Raw genomic sequence first — 18503 nt, 5'->3', positions numbered from 1 at the left:
ATGAAAAATTTAAAACCTAAATATTTAAAACTTTCAGGATTAGAACCATTGGTTGTTACACCAGATACTAACTTTATTAATGTAGGTGAACGTACTAACGTAGCTGGTTCTAAAAAGTTTTTAAGGCTAATAAAAGAAGAAAAGTTTGATGAAGCTCTAGATATTGCACGCCACCAAGTAGAAGGTGGGGCGCAAATTATAGACATTAATATGGATGACGGACTTATAGATGGCAAAGAAGCTATGGTTAAGTTCCTAAACCTAGTTATTGCAGAACCAGATATTGCTAGAGTTCCTATAATGATAGACAGCTCTAAATGGGAAATTATAGAAGCTGGTTTACAAGTGGTTCAAGGTAAATGTGTGGTAAACTCTATAAGTCTTAAAGAAGGAGAAGAAGAATTTATACACCACGCCAAACTTATTAAGCGTTACGGTGCAGCCGTAATTGTAATGGCTTTTGATGAGGTAGGACAGGCAGATAATTATGAACGTAGAATAGAAATAGCTAAACGTTCTTATCATGTTTTGGTAAACAAGGTAAACTTTGCACCAGAAGACATCATTTTTGATCTTAATATTTTTCCTGTTGCTACCGGTATGGATGAGCATAAACGCAACGCCATAGATTTTATAGAAGCTACAGCTTGGGTAAAGGAAAATTTACCACATTGTAGTGTAAGTGGAGGTGTTAGTAATGTGTCGTTTTCTTTTAGAGGTAACAACCCTGTGCGTGAGGCTATGCACTCAGTTTTTTTATACCACGCCATACAGGCAGGTATGAATATGGGAATTGTAAATCCTACTATGCTAGAGGTTTATGATGATATTCCTAAGGATTTATTAGAGCGTGTAGAAGATGTAATGTTAGACCGTAGGGATGATGCTACAGAACGTTTGTTAGATTTTGCAGAAACGGTAGTTGGTAAGGCAAAAGAGAGTACGGTAGATTTATCATGGAGAGAAGAACCTATACAAAACCGTATTACTAGAGCATTGGTAAAAGGTATAGACCAGTATATTGTAGAAGACGTAGAAGCAGCTAGGCAAAGTGTAGACAAACCTATTGAGGTTATAGAAGGTCATTTAATGACAGGGATGAATGTTGTTGGTGATTTGTTTGGTAGCGGAAAAATGTTTTTACCGCAGGTTGTAAAGTCGGCACGAGTAATGAAAAAAGCGGTTGCTTACTTATTGCCATATATAGAAGAGGAAAAACTTAAGAATCCGCAAGAGGGAGAGTCTTCTTCTGCAGGTAAAATTTTAATGGCTACTGTTAAAGGAGATGTGCATGATATTGGTAAAAATATTGTGGGCGTGGTTTTAGCATGTAACAATTATGAGATTGTAGATTTAGGGGTAATGGTGCCACCAGAAAAAATTATACAAGCTGCTAAAGATGAAAATGTAGATGTTATTGGTTTAAGCGGATTAATAACACCGTCTTTAGATGAAATGGTTTTTTTAGCTAAGGAAATGGAGCGCCAAAACTTTACTGTGCCTTTGCTTATTGGTGGTGCAACTACTAGCAAAGCACATACTGCAGTAAAAATAGATCCGCAGTATAAAAATGCTGTAGTGTATGTAAACGATGCTTCTAGAGCGGTTACTGTTGTTGGAGATTTATTGCAAAAAGAAACCAAAGATGCTTTTAAAAAGACAATTAAATTAGACTATGAAGAGTTTAGAAAACAATTTTTAAAACGTACCAAACATAAGGAGTATTTACCTATTGCAGATGCGCGTAAAAATAAATATAAAATAGATTGGAAAACATCAGAAATTGTAAAGCCAAATGCACTTGGAATACAAGTAATAGAGGAATATGATTTAAATAAGTTGGTTGAGTTTATAGACTGGACTCCTTTTTTTAGAAGCTGGGAGTTGCACGGTAAATTTCCAGATATTTTAACTGATGAAATTGTAGGTACACAGGCTACAGATTTGTTTGCAGAGGCGCAACAAATGCTTACAAAACTTATTGAAGAAAAACTACTAACCGCAAAAGCAGTTTTTGGTTTGTTTAAAGCCAATACAATTAATGATGATGATATTGAGCTAGAAACACCTAACGGAAAACATACCTTTAGAACCTTACGTCAGCAATTAAAGAAGTATGCAGGTAAGCCAAATTTTGCATTGTCTGACTTTATTGCGCCTAAAGAAACAGGTAAAGAAGATTATATAGGTTGTTTTTGCGTAAGTACTGGTTTTGGAGCAGAAGAAATAGCCGAAAATTACCGTAAAAACTTAGACGATTACAATTCTATTATGGTAAAAGCTTTAGCAGATAGGCTAGCAGAAGCTTTTGCAGAATGCTTGCATAAAGATATTAGAACTACACATTGGGGTTATGCTAGTAATGAAACTTTAGATAATGAAGCTTTAATTAAAGAGGAATACAAAGGTATAAGACCTGCGCCAGGATATCCTGCTTGTCCAGACCACCTAGAGAAACCTACTATCTGGGATATTTTAAAAGTAAAAGAAACAATAGGTGTAGAACTTACAGATAGTTTGGCAATGTGGCCAGCTGCATCTGTATCTGGTTATTATTTTGCAAATCCAGAGGCTCGCTATTTTGGAGTTGGAAAAATTAAAGAAGACCAAGTTGAAGATTTTGCAGCTCGTAAAAATATAGCATTAGAAACGGCTTTAAAATGGCTTGCGCCAAATATAGCAGATGATTAATAGTATGTTGTTGCGTTAGGGATTAAGGTATTGTTGAAGCTCTTTTATGGTTTTTCTCCATAAAAAGCGACTACCGAAAGCCCGACCGTAGGAACGCCAAAAAATATAAAAATGAAAGTAACCGACCATATTAAAAACGCAAACGGAAAAACATTGTTTTCTTTTGAAATTATACCGCCTGTAAAGGGGAGAAATATTCAGGAATTATACGGAAACATAGATCCGTTAATGGAGTTTAAACCGCCTTTTATTGATGTTACCACGTCTAGAGAAGAGTATATTTATATAGACCGTGATGGATTGTTAGATAAGAAACTTACGCGTATGCGCCCAGGAACGGTTGGTATTTGTGCGTCTATAAAACATAAATATGATGTAGATACTGTGCCGCATGTTTTGTGTGGTGGTTTTACTAGAGAAGAAACAGAATATTTATTGGTAGATTGTCATTACCTTGGTATAGATAATGTTATGGCACTGCGTGGTGATGCTATGCGAGAGCAAAAGTATTTTGAGCCTACAAAAGGAGGGCACAAATATGCAGTGAGCTTGGTAGAACAAATACAAAAACTTAATTGTGGTACTTATTTGCATGAGGTTATAGAAACGGATAATTGCTCTGATTTTTGCATTGGTGTTGCCGGTTACCCAGAAAAACATATGGAAGCACCATCTTTATTAACTGACTTAAAACGCTTAAAACAAAAAGTAGATGCTGGTGCAGATTATGTGGTTACACAAATGTTTTTTGATAATAGTAAGTATTTTGAGTTTGTAAAGGCTGCTAAAGATTTTGGAATTCATGTGCCAATTATTCCGGGAATAAAACCAATTGCTGTTAAAAAACACCTACAGTTACTACCACAAGTTTTTAAAATTGATGTACCACAAGACTTAGTAGATGCTGTTGAGGATTGTAAGGATAATAAAGCAGTGCGCCAAGTTGGGGTAGATTGGGCTATACAACAATCTAAGGAGTTAAAAGCTGCTGGTGTACCTGTGTTGCATTACTACTCTATGGGTAAGTCTGACAATATTAAGGCTATAGCAAAAGAACTTTTTTAATTTTTGTAAGTATTAGCCTATAAAGATTTGCTGTAGGTGTAAAATTGCTATTTTTGCACGCAATGAATATAAGAATCCTTTTTATTGCCTTGTTTTCTGTAGGGTGTTTTGCTCAGCAGAAAAGTAAAATAGTAATAGATGCAAATCAGTTTTACGGCTCTATTGCATTACATAATAATAGTATTGCGCATTTAATTAGTGCGCACCCAGCTGGTTTTATTTTAAGTTATAATAAAAAAACTTTTGGTGATGAGGCTTGGGAACAACTTTATAATTATCCAGATTTAGGATACTCGTTTATTTACCAAGATATGAATAATAGTACGCTTGGTAAGAACTATGGTGCGTATGCACATTACAATTTTTATTTTTTTAAAAGAAATGTACAGCTTAGAGTTGGGCAAGGTATTGCATATACTACAAATCCTTATGATAAAGTAACTAACTTTAGAAACAATGCATATGGGTCTGATATTTTAAGTAGTACCTATGCAATGGTTAATTACCATAAAGAGAATATTTATAAGGGCTTGGGTTTTAAAGCCGGACTAACATTGGTGCACTATTCTAATGCAAACTTTAAAGCGCCAAATACATCTACAAACACCATTGCGTTAAATGCAGGTTTAACGTATGACCTAGACGGAGGAAAAAAAATACCATACAAGACCATTACAGATACTACAAATTACAACCAGCCTATACACTTAAATGTAGCTTTTAGAGGTGGTGTTAATGAAAGTGATGTTATTGGTTTGGGACAATCTCCTTTTTATATTTTATCTGCTTATGCAGATAAAAGAATTGGTAGAAAAAGTGGATTTCAGTTAGGTGCAGATGTTTTCTTTTCTAAATTTTTAAAGGAATTAATTACATACAATTCTATTGCTTTTCCTGAGAAGGAAGTAGATGCTAATGACGATTATAAACGTGTTGGTGTTTTTGTTGGACACGAGTTGTACATAAACAAAATGTCTGTAGTAACACAACTAGGCTATTATGTATATTACCCGTTTGATTTTGAAGGTAGAATGTATAATAGAATGGGACTTAAGCGTTACTTTGGAGATAAAATGTTTGCTGCAGTTACTTTAAAATCTCACGCTGCTAAAGCAGAGGCCGTAGAGTTTGGAGTTGGAATCCGTTTTTAAAAATATGAAGATGATTACAAGAAAACAGATTAAAAATATAGGATTACAAATTACGGGTAAATCAATTTTGTTATGCACTTTAACACTTGCTTTAGTGTATGGTTGTAATAGTGAAAATGTATCTGATTGTTTACAGAACGCAGGAGATATAATTACAGAAGAAATAGTAGTAGAACCGTTTACTACTATTACTATTTTTGAAAACTCTGCTTTAGTAATAAAAGAAGGTCCTGTGCAAAAAGTTGAGGTAGAAACAGGAGAATATTTGCGTAATGATATAGATGCAAAAGTTGTAGATGGTAAGTTGCTCTTAACTAATACTAACGGTTGTAATTTTACTAGAGATTATGGTTTAACTACTTTTTATGTTACTGCACCAAATATAACATCTATACGTAGTAGTACTGGTTTTGATATTAGTAGTGATGGGATTTTAAGTTACCCAAATTTGAGCCTTTTATCTGAAGATTTTGGTGACTCAGAAGCAGATTTTACAACTGGGTCTTTTGATTTAGAATTATCTGGTACAAGAGTTTCTTTGGTTTCTAACGGAGCTGCTTATTTTAAATTAAAAGGAACAGCAGAAAGTTTAAATGTTGTTTTTGCAGCTGGAGACTCTAGATTAAATGCCGAAAATTTAATAGCTAAAACTGTAAGTGTAAATCATAGAAGCTCTAATGATATGCTGGTAAATCCGGAAGAGAGTATATCTGGTACAATTAGAGGTGTTGGTGATGTTATTAGTTTTAACAAACCAAATGTTGTAAATGTAGAGGAGCTTTATAAAGGAAAGCTTATATTTAAAGAGTAATAATTAAAGTTGCTTAATATTGAGTTTTAAAAGATTCTTCTCTTATTTTTCTAATAGAATTGGTAGAAATAAACCAAAAAGAACAACAAATAGTATTAGCTATAGTAAGGCTGATGAACTACTGCAATCTTTAATAAGTAATGCAAAAGTTCCAGGTATTGCTATTAAAGTAATACAACACAATAAAACTATTTTTGATAAAGGATATGGATTTTCTGATCTAGAAAAGAAAACGCAAATAAACACTGCAACATCTGTATTTAGAATAGCAAGCGTTTCTAAGCCCATTGCTGCAACTGCATTAGCTATAATGGTGCAAGATGGTGTAATAGATTTGGAAGAGTCTTTTTATACTTATGTTCCTTATTATCCTAAAAAAAAGTACGACTTTACAATTAAACAATTGGCTACTCATACCGCAGGTATACGTGGTTACAGAGGAAAAGAATATGGTTTAAATATTCCATATACTATTAAAGATAGTATTGTTATTTTTAAGGATGATGATTTACTTTTTAAACCAGGAACAAATTACCATTACAATAGTTATGATTGGGTTTTATTGTCACTAGCAATGCAAGAGGCAAGTGGTGTACCTTTTGAAGAGTATGTGCAAAAAAAAGTTTTAGATCCTTTACAAATGAAGCACACATTTGCTGAAGTAAAAGGGAGCTTTATAAAAGGTATTACTCAGTTTTACTCTCAAAAAAAACTTGGTTTTAGAAAAGCATTGGAAGTAAACAATTATTACAAGCTTGCTGGTGGCGGGTTTTTATCTACAACTACAGATATTGTAAAACTAGGAAACGCATATTTAAAAGGTGATTTTTTACAAGAAGTTATACAGCAACAATTTTTAACAGCGCAAGAAGTAAAAGGTGAGTCTACCTACTATGGTTTAGGTTGGCAAGTAAGTACAGATAAAAAAGGCAATGCGTATTACGGCCATATTGGTAATGGCGTAGGCGGCTACTCAAACTTTTTTGTGTATCCAAAGCAACAATTGGTACTTAGTATATTAACCAATTGTACCAACCCTAATATACAAGATGTGTTGGATGAGGTTGTGCTAGGGTTTGTAGAAAAAGCAAAAGAGTTTAACCAGTAATCTCTGTAAATAAACTTTCTAAGTTTTTATTTTTACGGCTAAGTTGTAGTGTTTTTAGCTGGTTGTCGTGAGCAAAGTCAAACACAGCAGGGCGCATATCTACATCAGTATCAAAAGTAATTTCATAAACAAAACCAGCAGTATTTTTAACAGCAACCACATTTGGTAGTCTGTTTAGTAGTTGCTCTTCAACTCTATAATCAAACTCTACTTCTATAATTTGTTCTTTAGCGTCTCTTAGGTCGGTTAACTTTTTATCTGCAACAACTACACCTTTATTAATAATTACAACACGGTCACAAACAGCTTCTACTTCTTTCATAATATGTGTAGATAGTAAAATGGTTTTTTCTTTACCAATGTCTTTAATTAGTTTACGTATTTCTAAGAGTTGGTTAGGATCTAAACCAGTTGTAGGTTCATCTAGTATTAAAACTTCAGGGTTATGTAATAATGCAGCAGCTAAACCAACGCGTTGTCTGTATCCTTTAGATAGTTGGTCTATTTTTTTATGTGCTTCTGGTGTTAAACCAGTTTGTTCTATAACTTCTTCAATTCTAGTTTTAGATACTTTGTAAACATTAGCATTAAATGTTAAGTATTCTTTTACATACATATCTAAGTACAAAGGGTTGTGTTCAGGTAAGTAGCCAATACTTTTTTGTACATTAATTTTATCAGCAACGCTAAACTCATTTACAGCAGCATCTCCGCTATCAGCTAAAATATAAGTAGTAAGTATTTTCATAAGTGTAGACTTACCAGCTCCATTAGGACCTAAAAAGCCAACAATTTCACCTTTGTTTATAGTAAAGGAAACATTATCTAGAGCTTTTTGACTGCCAAAAGTTTTACTGATGTTTTGTACCGAAATAGACATACTTATATTTTTTATCAAAAATAACGTAAATAAGTGAATTTTGTTTTTAAATCAGATAAGAAAAAAAGGCGATTTTTAACGTTTTATAACAATATTCATTAACATAACATTAACATTTTTAAAAACACAACTCTTAATTAAATGTTAAAAAAATAACACAGGTATTAAATAATGTTAGATGAGTGAAAAAAAATAATAATAAAATTTGTTTTTTAAATTTAATAATTACCTTAGCCACATATTACAAGAACAATGAACACAAGATATTTCTGGAACGGTTTTTATTTTTACTTCTTTTTTAAGAGAGGTACGGGACTGTTGTAGTATATTTAAAATATAGATATAAATTAAAGTCCCGTGTATAACGGGACTTTTTTTATACAAAAAATTGACGTTTAAGTAGATAAAAAGAAATGGCATTAAAAATTGCAATACAAGGTATAAAGGGTTCTAACCACCACCAAGTAGCTAATGAGTTTTTTGGTGAAGATGTAGAATTGGTAGAGTGTCTTTCTTTTGATGAGCTAATTCATCAACTAATGACGGGTTACGCAGATAAAGCAGTTATGGCTATAGAAAACTCAATTGCAGGTTCTATAATACCAAATTATGCGCTTGTTTATAATAACGATTTACATATAATTGGAGAGCATTATCTAAATATTCATCATCATTTAATGGCTTTAGAAGGTCAAAAAATTGAAGATATACAAGAGGTACATTCTCACCCAATGGCACTATTACAATGTAAAGATTTTTTAAAAGCATACTCACATATAAAATTGGTAGAATCTGTAGATACAGCAGAAACAGCACAGCGTATAGAAAAAGATAACTTAAAAGGTATTGCGGCTATTGCTCCAAAAGTAGCATCAGAATTATACAATTTAGAAGTTGTAGCATCAGAAATACAAACAATTTCTAATAATGCAACCCGTTTTATTATTCTTAAAAAGGAAAATAAAGAGTTGCCAGAAGAAGAAATAAACAAGGCATCATTACGCTTTGTTTTAGATCATAAACGTGGCAGTTTAGCGGCAGTTTTAAATGTAATGAGCGATTGTAACCTAAACTTAACAAAAATACAATCACTACCAGTAATAGAACAACCTTGGAAATACTCTTTCTTTGTAGATGTAACTTTTTTAAAGTACAAAGATTATAAAAAAGCCAAAGCCTTATTGCAAATTATGGCAGAAGAATTTAAAGTTTTAGGAGAATACAAAAATGCAAGAGGATGATAACTGCAGATAGATTAGAACATATACAGGAATACTATTTTTCTAAAAAACTTAGAGAAGTACGTGGGTTAATGGCCAATGGTAAACCTATTATTAATATGGGAATTGGTAGTCCAGATTTGGTGCCATCTGAAATAGTTGTAGATGCTATAAAAAATGCAGTAGAAGATGCAGGAGCACACCAATACCAAAGCTACCAAGGGTTACCAGAATTAAGAGAAAGCATAGCTGTTTTTTATAAAAATAATTTTAGTGTTACTGCAGATCCAGTTAATGAAATTTTACCATTAATGGGATCCAAAGAAGGTATTTTACATATTAGCATGGCTTTTTTAAATGTTGGTGATGCGGCTTTAATTCCAAATCCAGGATACCCAACATATACATCTGTAACTAATTTAGTAGGAGCAGAACCTATGTATTATGACCTTGTATCAGATAATAATTGGTTTCCTGATTTAGATGCTTTAGAAAAGCAAGATTTATCTAAGGTAAAAATAATGTGGGTATGTTACCCGCATATGCCAACAGGAGCTGTGGCAACTAAAGAACAATTACAAAAGTTAGTTGCATTTGCCTTAAAAAACAATATTTTATTGGTGAATGATAACCCTTATAGTTTTGTTTTAAATACTGCGCCAACAAGCATTTTAAGTATAGAAGGAGCTAAAGATTGTGCCTTAGAATTAAACTCGCTTAGCAAAACTTTTAATATGGCCGGCTGGCGTGTAGGTATGGTTTTGGGAAGCGCAGAACATATAAATGCCGTATTAAAAGTAAAAAGTAATATGGACTCTGGTATGTTTTATGGTATACAAAAAGGAGCTATAGCAGCATTAAAAAGTAGCAAAGATTGGTTTACAGAATTAAATAAGGTGTATGCTACACGTAGAGATTTAATTTTTCAATTAGCAGACAAGTTAAATTGTACTTATGATAAAAATGCTGTAGGAATGTTTGTTTGGGCAAAGCTGCCAATAGGTAGTATTTCATCAGAAGAATTTATAGATGAAGTATTGTACAGTAAAGATGTGTTTATAACACCAGGAACGATTTTTGGAAGTAACGGAGAAGGGTATATACGTTTTTCATTATGTGTAACCCAAGAGAAAATTAAAGAAGCAATAAGTAGATTTTAAAAAGAAGTAGCGGTATTAAAGTTTAGTAATAAGTAAGTTTTACGACCAACATCTTTACTATTATATAAAATAAGGAATGAACGTATTTGTAATTGGCATAGGATTAATAGGTGGCTCAATGGCCAAGGATATTAAAAGAATAAATGCTAGTGCTAAAATTTATGGTGTAGATATTAATGATGCACATATAGAAGAGGCATTGTCTTTAGGCGTAATAGACCAAAAGGCAAGTTATCATGATTTGCAGTTGGCAGATGTAGTAATTGTTAGTATTCCTGTAGATGTAATGGTAGTAGAGTTGCCAAAAATATTAGATGCTATTAATGATGATGCTATTGTATTGGATGCAGGTTCTACAAAAGGCTTAATTTGTAAACAGGTAGAAAACCACCCTAAAAGGAGGAATTTTATAGCCTGTCATCCTATAGCTGGTACAGAGTTTAGTGGTCCGTCTGCAGCTATAGAAAATTTGTTTAAAGGCAAAACAAATATTATTTGCGAAGTAGAAAAAACAGCATTTAAGTTGCAGGAAAAAGCATTAGATCTTTTTAGAGATATGGGTATGCGTATACGTTATATGAATGTAGATGCTCATGACAAACACATAGCTTACGTGTCTCATTTATCTCATATTAGTTCTTTTATGTTAGGAAAAACGGTTATTGAAAAAGAAAAGAATGAACGCGATATATTTGATATGGCAGGCAGTGGATTTGAGAGTACTGTGCGTTTAGCAAAAAGTTCACCAGCAATGTGGACGCCAATTTTTAAGCAGAATAAAACAAATGTTTTAGAAACATTAGAAGAGTACATTCAGAATTTAAAAGCCTTTAAAGAAATGATTGAAGAAGACAATTATACAGGCATTTATAATGAAATGGAAAGTACAAACAAGATAAAAGAAATATTAAAAGGAATACCCCAGAATAAAAATTAAGTAAAGATGGAAAACTCAAAAGAAATGAGAACATGGTTGGATGACATGAAGCTAGATCATCCACTAGTAATAGCAGGGCCGTGTAGTGCTGAAACTGAAGAGCAAGTTTTAAAAATTGCTCATCAATTAAAAGATACAGATGTAAATTATTACAGAGCTGGTATCTGGAAGCCAAGAACCCGTCCTGGGAATTTTGAAGGCGTAGGTATTTTAGGTCTTAAGTGGCTACAAAAAGTAAAAGCAGAAACAGGTTTAAAAACAGCTACAGAAGTTGCAAACAGAGCACACGTAGAACTTGCGTTAGAACATGATATAGATTTATTATGGATTGGTGCGCGTACATCTGTAAGTCCGTTTATTATGCAAGAAATTGCAGATGCATTGGCAGGTACAGATAAAATTGTATTGGTAAAAAACCCAATTAACCCAGATTTATCTTTGTGGTTAGGTGGTATAGAGCGTTTACATACTGCTGGTATTAAAAACTTAGGTGCAATACACAGAGGTTTTTCTACCTATGAAAAAACAAAGTACAGAAATATACCAGAGTGGCAATTGGCAATTGAGTTTCAAAACAGATTTCCAGATTTACCATTAATTAATGATCCGTCTCATATTACAGGTAAAAGAGATATGATTTTTGATGTATCGCAAACAGCACTAGATCTTAATTTTGATGGGTTAATGATTGAAACTCATTTTGATCCGGATAATGCGTGGAGTGATGCTGCACAACAAGTAACACCAGACAAATTAGTGCAAATTATGCGCGATTTAAAAATTAGAAAAGAATCTGATCCAGAAGCAGAGTACAACAAAGACCTAAGTAATTTACGTGCACAAATAGATGTTATTGACGCACAGTTAATTGAAACATTAGGAAAAAGAATGAAAATTTCTGACGGAATTGGAGCTCTTAAAAAAGAGAAAAACGTAGCCGTTTTACAATCTACAAGATGGAATGAGATTTTAGGTGCAATGATTTTAGAAGGAGAATCTAAAGGCTTAAGTGAAGAGTTTGTTTTAAAAATGTTTAAAGCAATACACCAAGAGTCAATTAACCATCAGGAAAAAATTATTAAAGGATAATTTAGAGTATAAAAAAAATCCCGATGTAAAATTGCATCGGGATTTTTATAAAAAAGGTTTAAGAAATTATTTTTTCTTAAAAATGTATCTGGTAATAAAAATACCTTTACCATCACCTTTACCAGCTTCACTTTCAACAGCACTAGTTACAAAGGCAAGTTCCCAGCCTTCTTTAACCATTGCATTAATTTTAGAAGTAATAATGGCATCATTGGCAGCTATGTTTTGAAATCTAATTCCGCCAATATTGTAAAAGTTAAGTAATTTAGTTTCATCAAAGCCTTTAACTCTAATGTCTCCTCTTTTAGATTTATTTCTTGTGTTATCTTCTTCAGTTTGTGTAGAAGTGTACTCTTTGTAATCTTTCTCCTCGTTAGCAGAAATTATTCTAGATCTGCCTAATCCGTTAGGAACAATAGACTCAACACTAGTAATAACTTTAAATTGTTGAGCAGATAAATCTACTGTAGATAAGCAAAGGATAAATGCAAAAAATAATAATTTTTTCATAATTGTTAATTTGTTTGTTGTTTATATAATTTTTTAAACGAGAAAAAAAAAGCTGTAGTATAGCGCATATATTGTTTCTTTGTAAAAAGAAAGTAAAATAAAGAATACAAAATGATAGGAACTGTTTATAAATCTACTGGAAGTTGGTACACTGTAAAAACAGATGATGGTGTATTTTATGACTGTAGAATAAAGGGTAAGTTCCGTTTAAAAGGCATAAAAAGCACTAACCCAATTGCAGTAGGCGATAGGGTGTCTTTTGATCTTGAAAAAAGTGGAGATGAGACCAACGCTACCATTACAGAAATTAAAGACCGTAAAAATTACATTGTACGTAAATCTGTAAACTTATCTAAGCAAACACATATAATTGCAGCAAATTTAGACCAGGTTTTTTTAATGATAACGTTAAATAATCCGCAAACATTTACCAGTTTTATAGATCGTTTTTTAGTGACAGCGGAAGCCTATGGTATACCTGCCGTTTTATTATTTAATAAGATAGATTCTTATGATGAAGATGAACTTTTAGATGTTAAGTATTTAGCAGCATTATACCGTAGCATTGGGTATACCTGCGTTGGTATTTCTGCAAAAACAGGTAAAAACGTAGATAAGGTAAAAGAAATGATGACAGGTAAAATAAGTATGTTTTCTGGTCATTCTGGTGTAGGTAAATCTACCTTAGTAAATACCATAGATAAAGAGTTAAATATAAAAACTAAAGAAATATCTGAACAGCACATGCAAGGGCAACATACCACAACTTTTGCAGAAATGTACGATTTAGATTTTGGAGCCCAAATTATAGACACACCAGGTATACGTGGCTTTGGAATTGTAGATATGGAAAAAGAAGAAATAGGTGACTATTTTCCTGAATTTTTTGCACTAAAGAGTGAGTGTAAATTTAATAATTGTTTGCATATTGATGAGCCTAAATGCGCTGTTAAAGATGCTTTAGAGAATGATGAGGTGGCTTGGAGTAGGTATAAAAGCTACGTGCAAATGATAACAGGAGAGGAAGAAAACTACAGACAAGATATTTACGGAGACAAAAAATGAGAGCAGTAATACAAAGGGTAACAAAAGCTAGTGTTACCGTTGATGATAAAGTTGTTTCTAAAATAAATTTAGGCCTTTTAATTTTGTTGGGTGTTGAAACTAATGATACAAAGGAAGATATAGATTGGTTGACTCGTAAAATTGCAAATCTTAGAATTTTTAATGATGATAAAGGAGTAATGAATAACTCTCTTTTAGATTGTAAAGGAGATGCAATTGTTGTAAGTCAATTTACGCTGTATGCTGCAACTAAAAAAGGAAATAGACCTTCTTACATAAAAGCAGCAAAACCAGATGTTGCAATACCATTGTATACTACTTTTGTTTCTCAATTAGAAAACACTTTAGGTAAACCTGTTGGTACTGGTGTTTTTGGTGCAGATATGAAAGTAGATTTACGTAATGATGGTCCGGTTACAATAATAATAGATACAAAAAATAAGGAATAATCGTATATTTTTTTGTAGGTTTTTTAAGAGTTTTTATTAATTTAGGCTCAACCAAAACCAACCAATGCGCTTATTTTTCAGCTTTATATTGCTTCTTTTTTTTCAACTAACTGAAGCACAAGATTTTAATTATCAATCTTTATTAATTAATTCCAATTTAACCAAAAATGCAAATGCAGTTGTACGGTTAGATGAAATGAACATTCATATTAGTTCTAAGACTAAAATGAATATTAAGCATAAAAGAATTGTAACTGTTTTAAATAAATTCGGAGATGTTGCAACACATACCTATAGAGGATATGATTTAGACAGTAAATTAATATCTGTGCAAGCCTTAGTTTATAATCAACTAGGAAAACAAATAGGAAAGTTTAAAGAAAAAGACTTTAAAGATGTTAGTGCAGTAGATGGTAGTACATTATACTCAGACTCCAGAATAAAATATTTAGATTATACCCCAGTAACTTACCCTTACACTATGGAGTTTACCTATGAGTATACCAACTCTAATACAGGTGAATTAATACCAGCTTGGTATTTTTTAGACTCTTTTTATTTAAGTACAGAAAAAAGTAGTATTTCAATTACCTATGATGACGAAAGTTTTAAGCCAGAAATTAGGGAGGCAAACTTAGAAGGTTTAGATGTTGAAAAAATAATAAAAAGCGGTAGTACTTCATATACAGTAAAAAATATACCTGCATTAAAAAAAGAAAGTTTAAGTCCGGCTTTTTATAAAATATCACCAAAGCTGCAAATAAGGCCAATAAACTTTACTTATGGTGGTTATGATGCTTCAATAAAAACTTGGCAAGATTTGGGTAAGTGGATGTACACTAACTTACTTAAAGGTAGGGGTGAGTTGCCAGAATCTACAATAAATACGGTGAAATCTTTAACAAAAGAAGCTAAGTCAGACATTGAAAAAGCAAAAATTATATACAAGTATGTACAAGATAATACAAGGTATATAAGTGTACAAGTAGGTATTGGAGGTATGCAACCAATATCTGCTTTAGATGTAGATAGGGTAAAGTATGGAGATTGCAAAGGATTATCTAATTACACAATGGCCTTGTTACACGCTGTTGGTGTAAAAGCATTTTATACACACGTAGAAGCGGGTAATTATAAAGAAAGTTTTAATAAAGGTTTTGCATCATTGGCAGCGGGTAACCACGTTATTTTAGCAATAGAGAGTAATGATAAGTACTACTGGATAGATTGTACATCTCAAATACATCCATTTGGGTTTTTAGGAGATTTTACAGACGGAAGAACAGTACATGTTATAAAACCAGATGGAGGTGAGTTGGTACAGACAGATAGTTATGTAAATGAGGATAATTATCAAAAGACAGAAGCTCATATTTCACTTTCAAACACCGGAGTAATTGCTGCAGATGTAGTAATTACAACTAAAGGTGTACAATATGATGATAGGTTTAGCATAGAAAGAAAAACATCTGATGATATTAAAAAGCATTATACATCTTATTGGAGTTATATAAATAACCTTAAAATTAATAATTATACCCTTTTAAATAATAGAGATAGTATTGTTTTTACAGAAAAAATTAGTTTAGAGGCAACAAATTATGCTTCTGTTAGTGGCAATAGGTTGCTATTTATGGTAAATGCACTAAACAGAAATAATGCAGTACCAGATAGGTACAGAAATAGAAAATTACCATTAGAAATACAAAGAGGATATTTTGATGAAGATGAATTTGAAATTCTACTTCCTTTAGGTTTTGAAGTTGAAGCAATGCCTAATAACACTTTAGTAGAAAATGAATTTGGATTGTATAGTGTGTCATATAAGTTATCAGAAGACTTAAAAAATGTAGTGTACAAAAGAAAATTACTTATTAAAGAAGGATATTACCCAAAGGAGAAATATAAAGACTATCGTGACTTTAGAAAAAAAGTATCGTTAACAGACAATGCAAAAATTGTTTTAGTAAAAAAATAAACCAAAAGTTAACCAGAACCCCACAACCAAATAATCCAATTTATTATGATTAAAAAATACAGTTTAGTAGTACTATTCAGTTTAGCTATTAACCTAATCTCTGCTCAAGATTTCGATTTTGGAAAAGTGTCTACCAAGGAACTAAATGAAAAGGTACATCCTTTAGATTCATCTGCAAGTGCAGCTTACCTATATAAACATAAGAAGTGTTATTTTAGATATTTAGATAATAGTGGCTTTGAATTAGTAACCGAAGTTTATGAGAGAATAAAAATTTACAACAAAGAAGGATATGATTTTGCAACTAAAGCAATACCACTTTATAAAGCATCACAAGGAAATAGAGAAAAAATAATAGGGCTAAAGGCTGTTACTTATAACCTAGTTGGTAATAAAATTGAGGAAACAAAGTTGAAGAAGGATGGTATTTTTGAGTCTGAGATGTCTGAATTTTATGATCAAACAAAGTTTACAATGCCAAATATTAAAGATGGTAGCGTAATAGAATTTAAATACAAAATTAATTCTCCTTTTATTTTTAATGTAGATGAGTTTGTGTTTCAGCATAGTATACCTGTAAATAAATTAGAATCTAGTTTTTCTTCTCCTGAGTACTATAATTATAAATTAAACTCTAGAGGATATTTAAATATTTATCCAAAAATAACTAGAGTTAACTCTAGTTTAAATATTAAAAGCAAAACTAGGTCTAGTATGTCATCAAATGTAGTAAGTACTACTTTTAGTAATGACAAAATAAATTTTTTTGAAAACAAGCATATATATAGCGTAACAGATATTCCTGCCTTAAAAGAAGAACCATATATAAATAATATAGATAATTATAGAGCAGCTGCAAAATATGAACTCTCTTATGTTCAATACCCTAATAGTGTTCCTAAATACTATTCATCAACTTGGAAAGATGTAGTAAAGACAATTTACGATAGCCCTAGCTTTGGAACCGAGTTAAATAAAACGGGTTATTATAATCAAGATATAGATCCTTTAGTATCTTCATTATCAGACCCTATGCAAAAAGCAGCTGCAATTTATAATTATGTAAAAAGTAAGGTAAAATGGAATGGTATTTATGGTAAGTACACCTATAATGGCGTACGTAAAGCTTATAAGGAAAATGTAGGTAATGTGGCAGATATTAATCTAATGCTAACATCTATGCTAAGGTACGCAGGTTTAAATGCAAATCCTGTTTTAGTGAGTACAAGAGGAAACGGGGTTCCTATTTTCCCTACAAGAGAAGGATATAATTATGTGATTTCTGCAATAGATACTGGTGAAGGTATTATACTTTTAGATGCTACAAGTATGTATAGTATGCCTAATGTGTTACCAACAAGAGTGCTTAATTGGGAGGGCAGGATTATTGCTAAAGACGGAGCGTCATCTACAATAGGTTTGTACCCTAATGAACAGTCTACAAAGACAATAATGATGACAACCAATTTAACTGCAAACGGAGATTTATCTGGCTCATATAGAAAGGTAGTAAAACTTCATAATGCCAGAATATACCGAAATAATTATAATGAGGCAGATGAAGATGGTTATATAGAAAAAATTGAAAAGTCCTTAGATTTAGAAATATCAGATTTTGAAGTAAAAAATAGCCTAGATATAGGTAAACCAATCTTGGAAAGTTATAAATTTGTAAAAGAGAGTCAGGCAGATGTAATTGGTGATAAAATATATTTTTCTCCAATGTTTTTTTACAAATCTAAAAGCAACCCTTTTAAATTAGAAAAAAGAAGTTACCCTATAGATTTTAGTTATCCATCAGAAACAACCTATAGAATTATTGTAGATATTCCTGAAGGATACAAAGTAGAAACGTTGCCAGAAATTAAAAGTATAGCTCTTCCGGAGCAGTTAGGATCTTTTAAATATAATGTTACTCAAAAAAATAATCAGATTCATTTATTAGTCGTAGAATCAATAAACAAAGCAATTATAACACCAAAGTATTACGAGGCTGTTAAAACGTATTATAAAATTTTAATAGAGAAGGAAAACGAGAAGGTTGTTTTAACAAAAATATAATGAACATACAAAACGCACAAGAAGCCGTAGATAACTGGATAAAAGAACACGGAGTTCGCTATTTTAACGAGCTTACAAATATGGCACAGCTTACAGAAGAGGTAGGTGAGGTTGCACGTATTATTGCGCGTAGATACGGAGAGCAAAGTGAAAAAGAATCTGATAAAAATAAAGATTTAGGTGAAGAACTAGCAGATGTTATGTTTGTTGTGCTTTGCCTTGCAAACCAAACAGGTATAAATTTGCAAGATGCCTTTGATAAAAAATTAGATCTTAAAACCAAAAGAGATCATGATCGTCATCACAACAATCAAAAATTAAAATAAGT

At 32.0% G+C, this 18503-nt stretch carries 16 protein-coding genes; 14 read left to right on the top strand and 2 right to left on the bottom strand.

The genetic code is table 11. The features are described 5' to 3' along the window. The 5 genes from metH (at position 1) to JM80_RS00590 (ending at position 6826) form a co-directional block, all read left to right on the top strand. Positions 1-2691 carry a methionine synthase gene (metH, locus tag JM80_RS00610; protein ID WP_144708898.1) on the top strand — a complete coding sequence of 897 codons (2691 nt, stop codon included), beginning with the start codon at positions 1-3 and terminating at the stop codon, positions 2689-2691. A 111-nt stretch (positions 2692-2802) separates the two neighbouring features. Next, positions 2803-3756: a methylenetetrahydrofolate reductase [NAD(P)H] gene (gene metF, locus JM80_RS00605; protein WP_013621545.1), complete on the top strand. Its 954-nt coding sequence runs from the start codon at positions 2803-2805 to the stop codon at positions 3754-3756. 62 nt (positions 3757-3818) lie between these two features. Beyond that, on the top strand, positions 3819-4907 hold the full coding sequence (locus JM80_RS00600) for an acyloxyacyl hydrolase (protein WP_075695126.1): 1089 nt from the start codon (positions 3819-3821) through the stop codon (positions 4905-4907). Between the two features lie 4 nt (positions 4908-4911). Then, positions 4912-5718 carry a head GIN domain-containing protein gene (locus tag JM80_RS00595; RefSeq protein ID WP_370511812.1) on the top strand — a complete coding sequence of 269 codons (807 nt, stop codon included), beginning with the start codon at positions 4912-4914 and terminating at the stop codon, positions 5716-5718. A gap of 19 nt (positions 5719-5737) precedes the next feature. Beyond that, entirely contained in the window at positions 5738-6826 is a 1089-nt protein-coding gene (locus JM80_RS00590; RefSeq protein WP_144708896.1) for a serine hydrolase, read from the top strand. Here the strand turns inward: JM80_RS00590 and gldA are convergent. Further along, entirely contained in the window at positions 6816-7706 is an 891-nt protein-coding gene (gene gldA, locus JM80_RS00585; RefSeq protein ID WP_034643037.1) for a gliding motility-associated ABC transporter ATP-binding subunit GldA, read from the bottom strand. The two genes, JM80_RS00590 and gldA, sit on opposite strands and share 11 nt — an antisense overlap. Positions 7707-8119: 413 nt before the next feature. On the opposite strand from gldA, the gene JM80_RS00580 reads away from it, so the two are divergent. From JM80_RS00580 to JM80_RS00565, 4 genes are all read left to right on the top strand, one after another. Then, positions 8120-8947 carry a prephenate dehydratase gene (locus JM80_RS00580; RefSeq protein ID WP_013621550.1) on the top strand — a complete coding sequence of 276 codons (828 nt, stop codon included), beginning with the start codon at positions 8120-8122 and terminating at the stop codon, positions 8945-8947. Then, entirely contained in the window at positions 8944-10086 is a 1143-nt protein-coding gene (locus tag JM80_RS00575) for a pyridoxal phosphate-dependent aminotransferase (protein ID WP_144708894.1), read from the top strand. Before JM80_RS00580 ends, JM80_RS00575 begins: the two co-directional genes overlap by 4 nt. 76 nt (positions 10087-10162) lie before the next feature. Then, positions 10163-11023 carry a prephenate dehydrogenase gene (locus JM80_RS00570; RefSeq protein WP_013621552.1) on the top strand — a complete coding sequence of 287 codons (861 nt, stop codon included), beginning with the start codon at positions 10163-10165 and terminating at the stop codon, positions 11021-11023. 6 nt (positions 11024-11029) lie between these two features. Then, the gene (locus JM80_RS00565; protein ID WP_144708892.1) at positions 11030-12112 is read left to right on the top strand and encodes a bifunctional 3-deoxy-7-phosphoheptulonate synthase/chorismate mutase type II; all 1083 of its coding nucleotides are present in this window, start codon (positions 11030-11032) and stop codon (positions 12110-12112) included. A 66-nt stretch (positions 12113-12178) separates the two neighbouring features. On the opposite strand, the gene JM80_RS00560 is transcribed toward JM80_RS00565, so the two are convergent. After that, entirely contained in the window at positions 12179-12622 is a 444-nt protein-coding gene (locus tag JM80_RS00560) for a hypothetical protein (RefSeq protein ID WP_013621554.1), read from the bottom strand. Between the two features lie 111 nt (positions 12623-12733). On the opposite strand from JM80_RS00560, the gene rsgA reads away from it, so the two are divergent. The 5 genes from rsgA to JM80_RS00535 all read left to right on the top strand — a co-directional run bounded on the left by rsgA (position 12734) and on the right by JM80_RS00535 (position 18501). Beyond that, positions 12734-13687 (top strand): ribosome small subunit-dependent GTPase A, encoded by a 954-nt coding sequence (gene rsgA, locus JM80_RS00555; protein ID WP_034643033.1) that lies wholly within the window; start codon positions 12734-12736, stop codon positions 13685-13687. Next, complete coding sequence (gene dtd, locus JM80_RS00550; RefSeq protein WP_144708891.1) at positions 13684-14136, top strand: D-aminoacyl-tRNA deacylase; 453 nt, start codon at positions 13684-13686, stop codon at positions 14134-14136. The genes rsgA and dtd overlap by 4 nt, the downstream gene beginning before the upstream one ends. Positions 14137-14200: 64 nt before the next feature. Further along, complete coding sequence (locus JM80_RS00545; protein WP_144708889.1) at positions 14201-16114, top strand: DUF3857 domain-containing protein; 1914 nt, start codon at positions 14201-14203, stop codon at positions 16112-16114. Between the two features lie 45 nt (positions 16115-16159). Further along, on the top strand, positions 16160-18175 hold the full coding sequence (locus JM80_RS00540) for a transglutaminase domain-containing protein (RefSeq protein WP_034643027.1): 2016 nt from the start codon (positions 16160-16162) through the stop codon (positions 18173-18175). Then, the gene (locus tag JM80_RS00535; RefSeq protein ID WP_034643024.1) at positions 18175-18501 is read left to right on the top strand and encodes a nucleotide pyrophosphohydrolase; all 327 of its coding nucleotides are present in this window, start codon (positions 18175-18177) and stop codon (positions 18499-18501) included. The genes JM80_RS00540 and JM80_RS00535 overlap by 1 nt, the downstream gene beginning before the upstream one ends. The last annotated feature ends 2 nt before the right edge of the window (positions 18502-18503 follow it).

Source organism: Cellulophaga sp. RHA_52 (assembly GCF_007827205.1).
GTDB lineage: Bacteria > Bacteroidota > Bacteroidia > Flavobacteriales > Flavobacteriaceae > Cellulophaga > Cellulophaga lytica.
Note: the sequence above shows the minus strand (reverse complement) of the source record. Positions and strands in the feature narration are given on the sequence as shown.

Bases quoted from the DNA above. Each gene is read 5' to 3' on its own strand.
- metH (WP_144708898.1), top strand. From the start codon at position 1: ATGAAAAATTTAAAACCTAAATATTTAAAACTTTCAGGATTAGAACCA.
- metF (WP_013621545.1), top strand. From the start codon at position 2,803: ATGAAAGTAACCGACCATATTAAAAACGCAAACGGAAAAACATTGTTT.
- JM80_RS00600 (WP_075695126.1), top strand. From the start codon at position 3,819: ATGAATATAAGAATCCTTTTTATTGCCTTGTTTTCTGTAGGGTGTTTT.
- JM80_RS00595 (WP_370511812.1), top strand. From the start codon at position 4,912: ATGAAGATGATTACAAGAAAACAGATTAAAAATATAGGATTACAAATT.
- gldA (WP_034643037.1), bottom strand. From the start codon at position 7,706: ATGTCTATTTCGGTACAAAACATCAGTAAAACTTTTGGCAGTCAAAAA.
- JM80_RS00580 (WP_013621550.1), top strand. From the start codon at position 8,120: ATGGCATTAAAAATTGCAATACAAGGTATAAAGGGTTCTAACCACCAC.
- JM80_RS00575 (WP_144708894.1), top strand. From the start codon at position 8,944: ATGATAACTGCAGATAGATTAGAACATATACAGGAATACTATTTTTCT.
- JM80_RS00570 (WP_013621552.1), top strand. From the start codon at position 10,163: ATGAACGTATTTGTAATTGGCATAGGATTAATAGGTGGCTCAATGGCC.
- JM80_RS00565 (WP_144708892.1), top strand. From the start codon at position 11,030: ATGGAAAACTCAAAAGAAATGAGAACATGGTTGGATGACATGAAGCTA.
- JM80_RS00560 (WP_013621554.1), bottom strand. From the start codon at position 12,622: ATGAAAAAATTATTATTTTTTGCATTTATCCTTTGCTTATCTACAGTA.
- rsgA (WP_034643033.1), top strand. From the start codon at position 12,734: ATGATAGGAACTGTTTATAAATCTACTGGAAGTTGGTACACTGTAAAA.
- dtd (WP_144708891.1), top strand. From the start codon at position 13,684: ATGAGAGCAGTAATACAAAGGGTAACAAAAGCTAGTGTTACCGTTGAT.
- JM80_RS00545 (WP_144708889.1), top strand. From the start codon at position 14,201: ATGCGCTTATTTTTCAGCTTTATATTGCTTCTTTTTTTTCAACTAACT.
- JM80_RS00540 (WP_034643027.1), top strand. From the start codon at position 16,160: ATGATTAAAAAATACAGTTTAGTAGTACTATTCAGTTTAGCTATTAAC.
- JM80_RS00535 (WP_034643024.1), top strand. From the start codon at position 18,175: ATGAACATACAAAACGCACAAGAAGCCGTAGATAACTGGATAAAAGAA.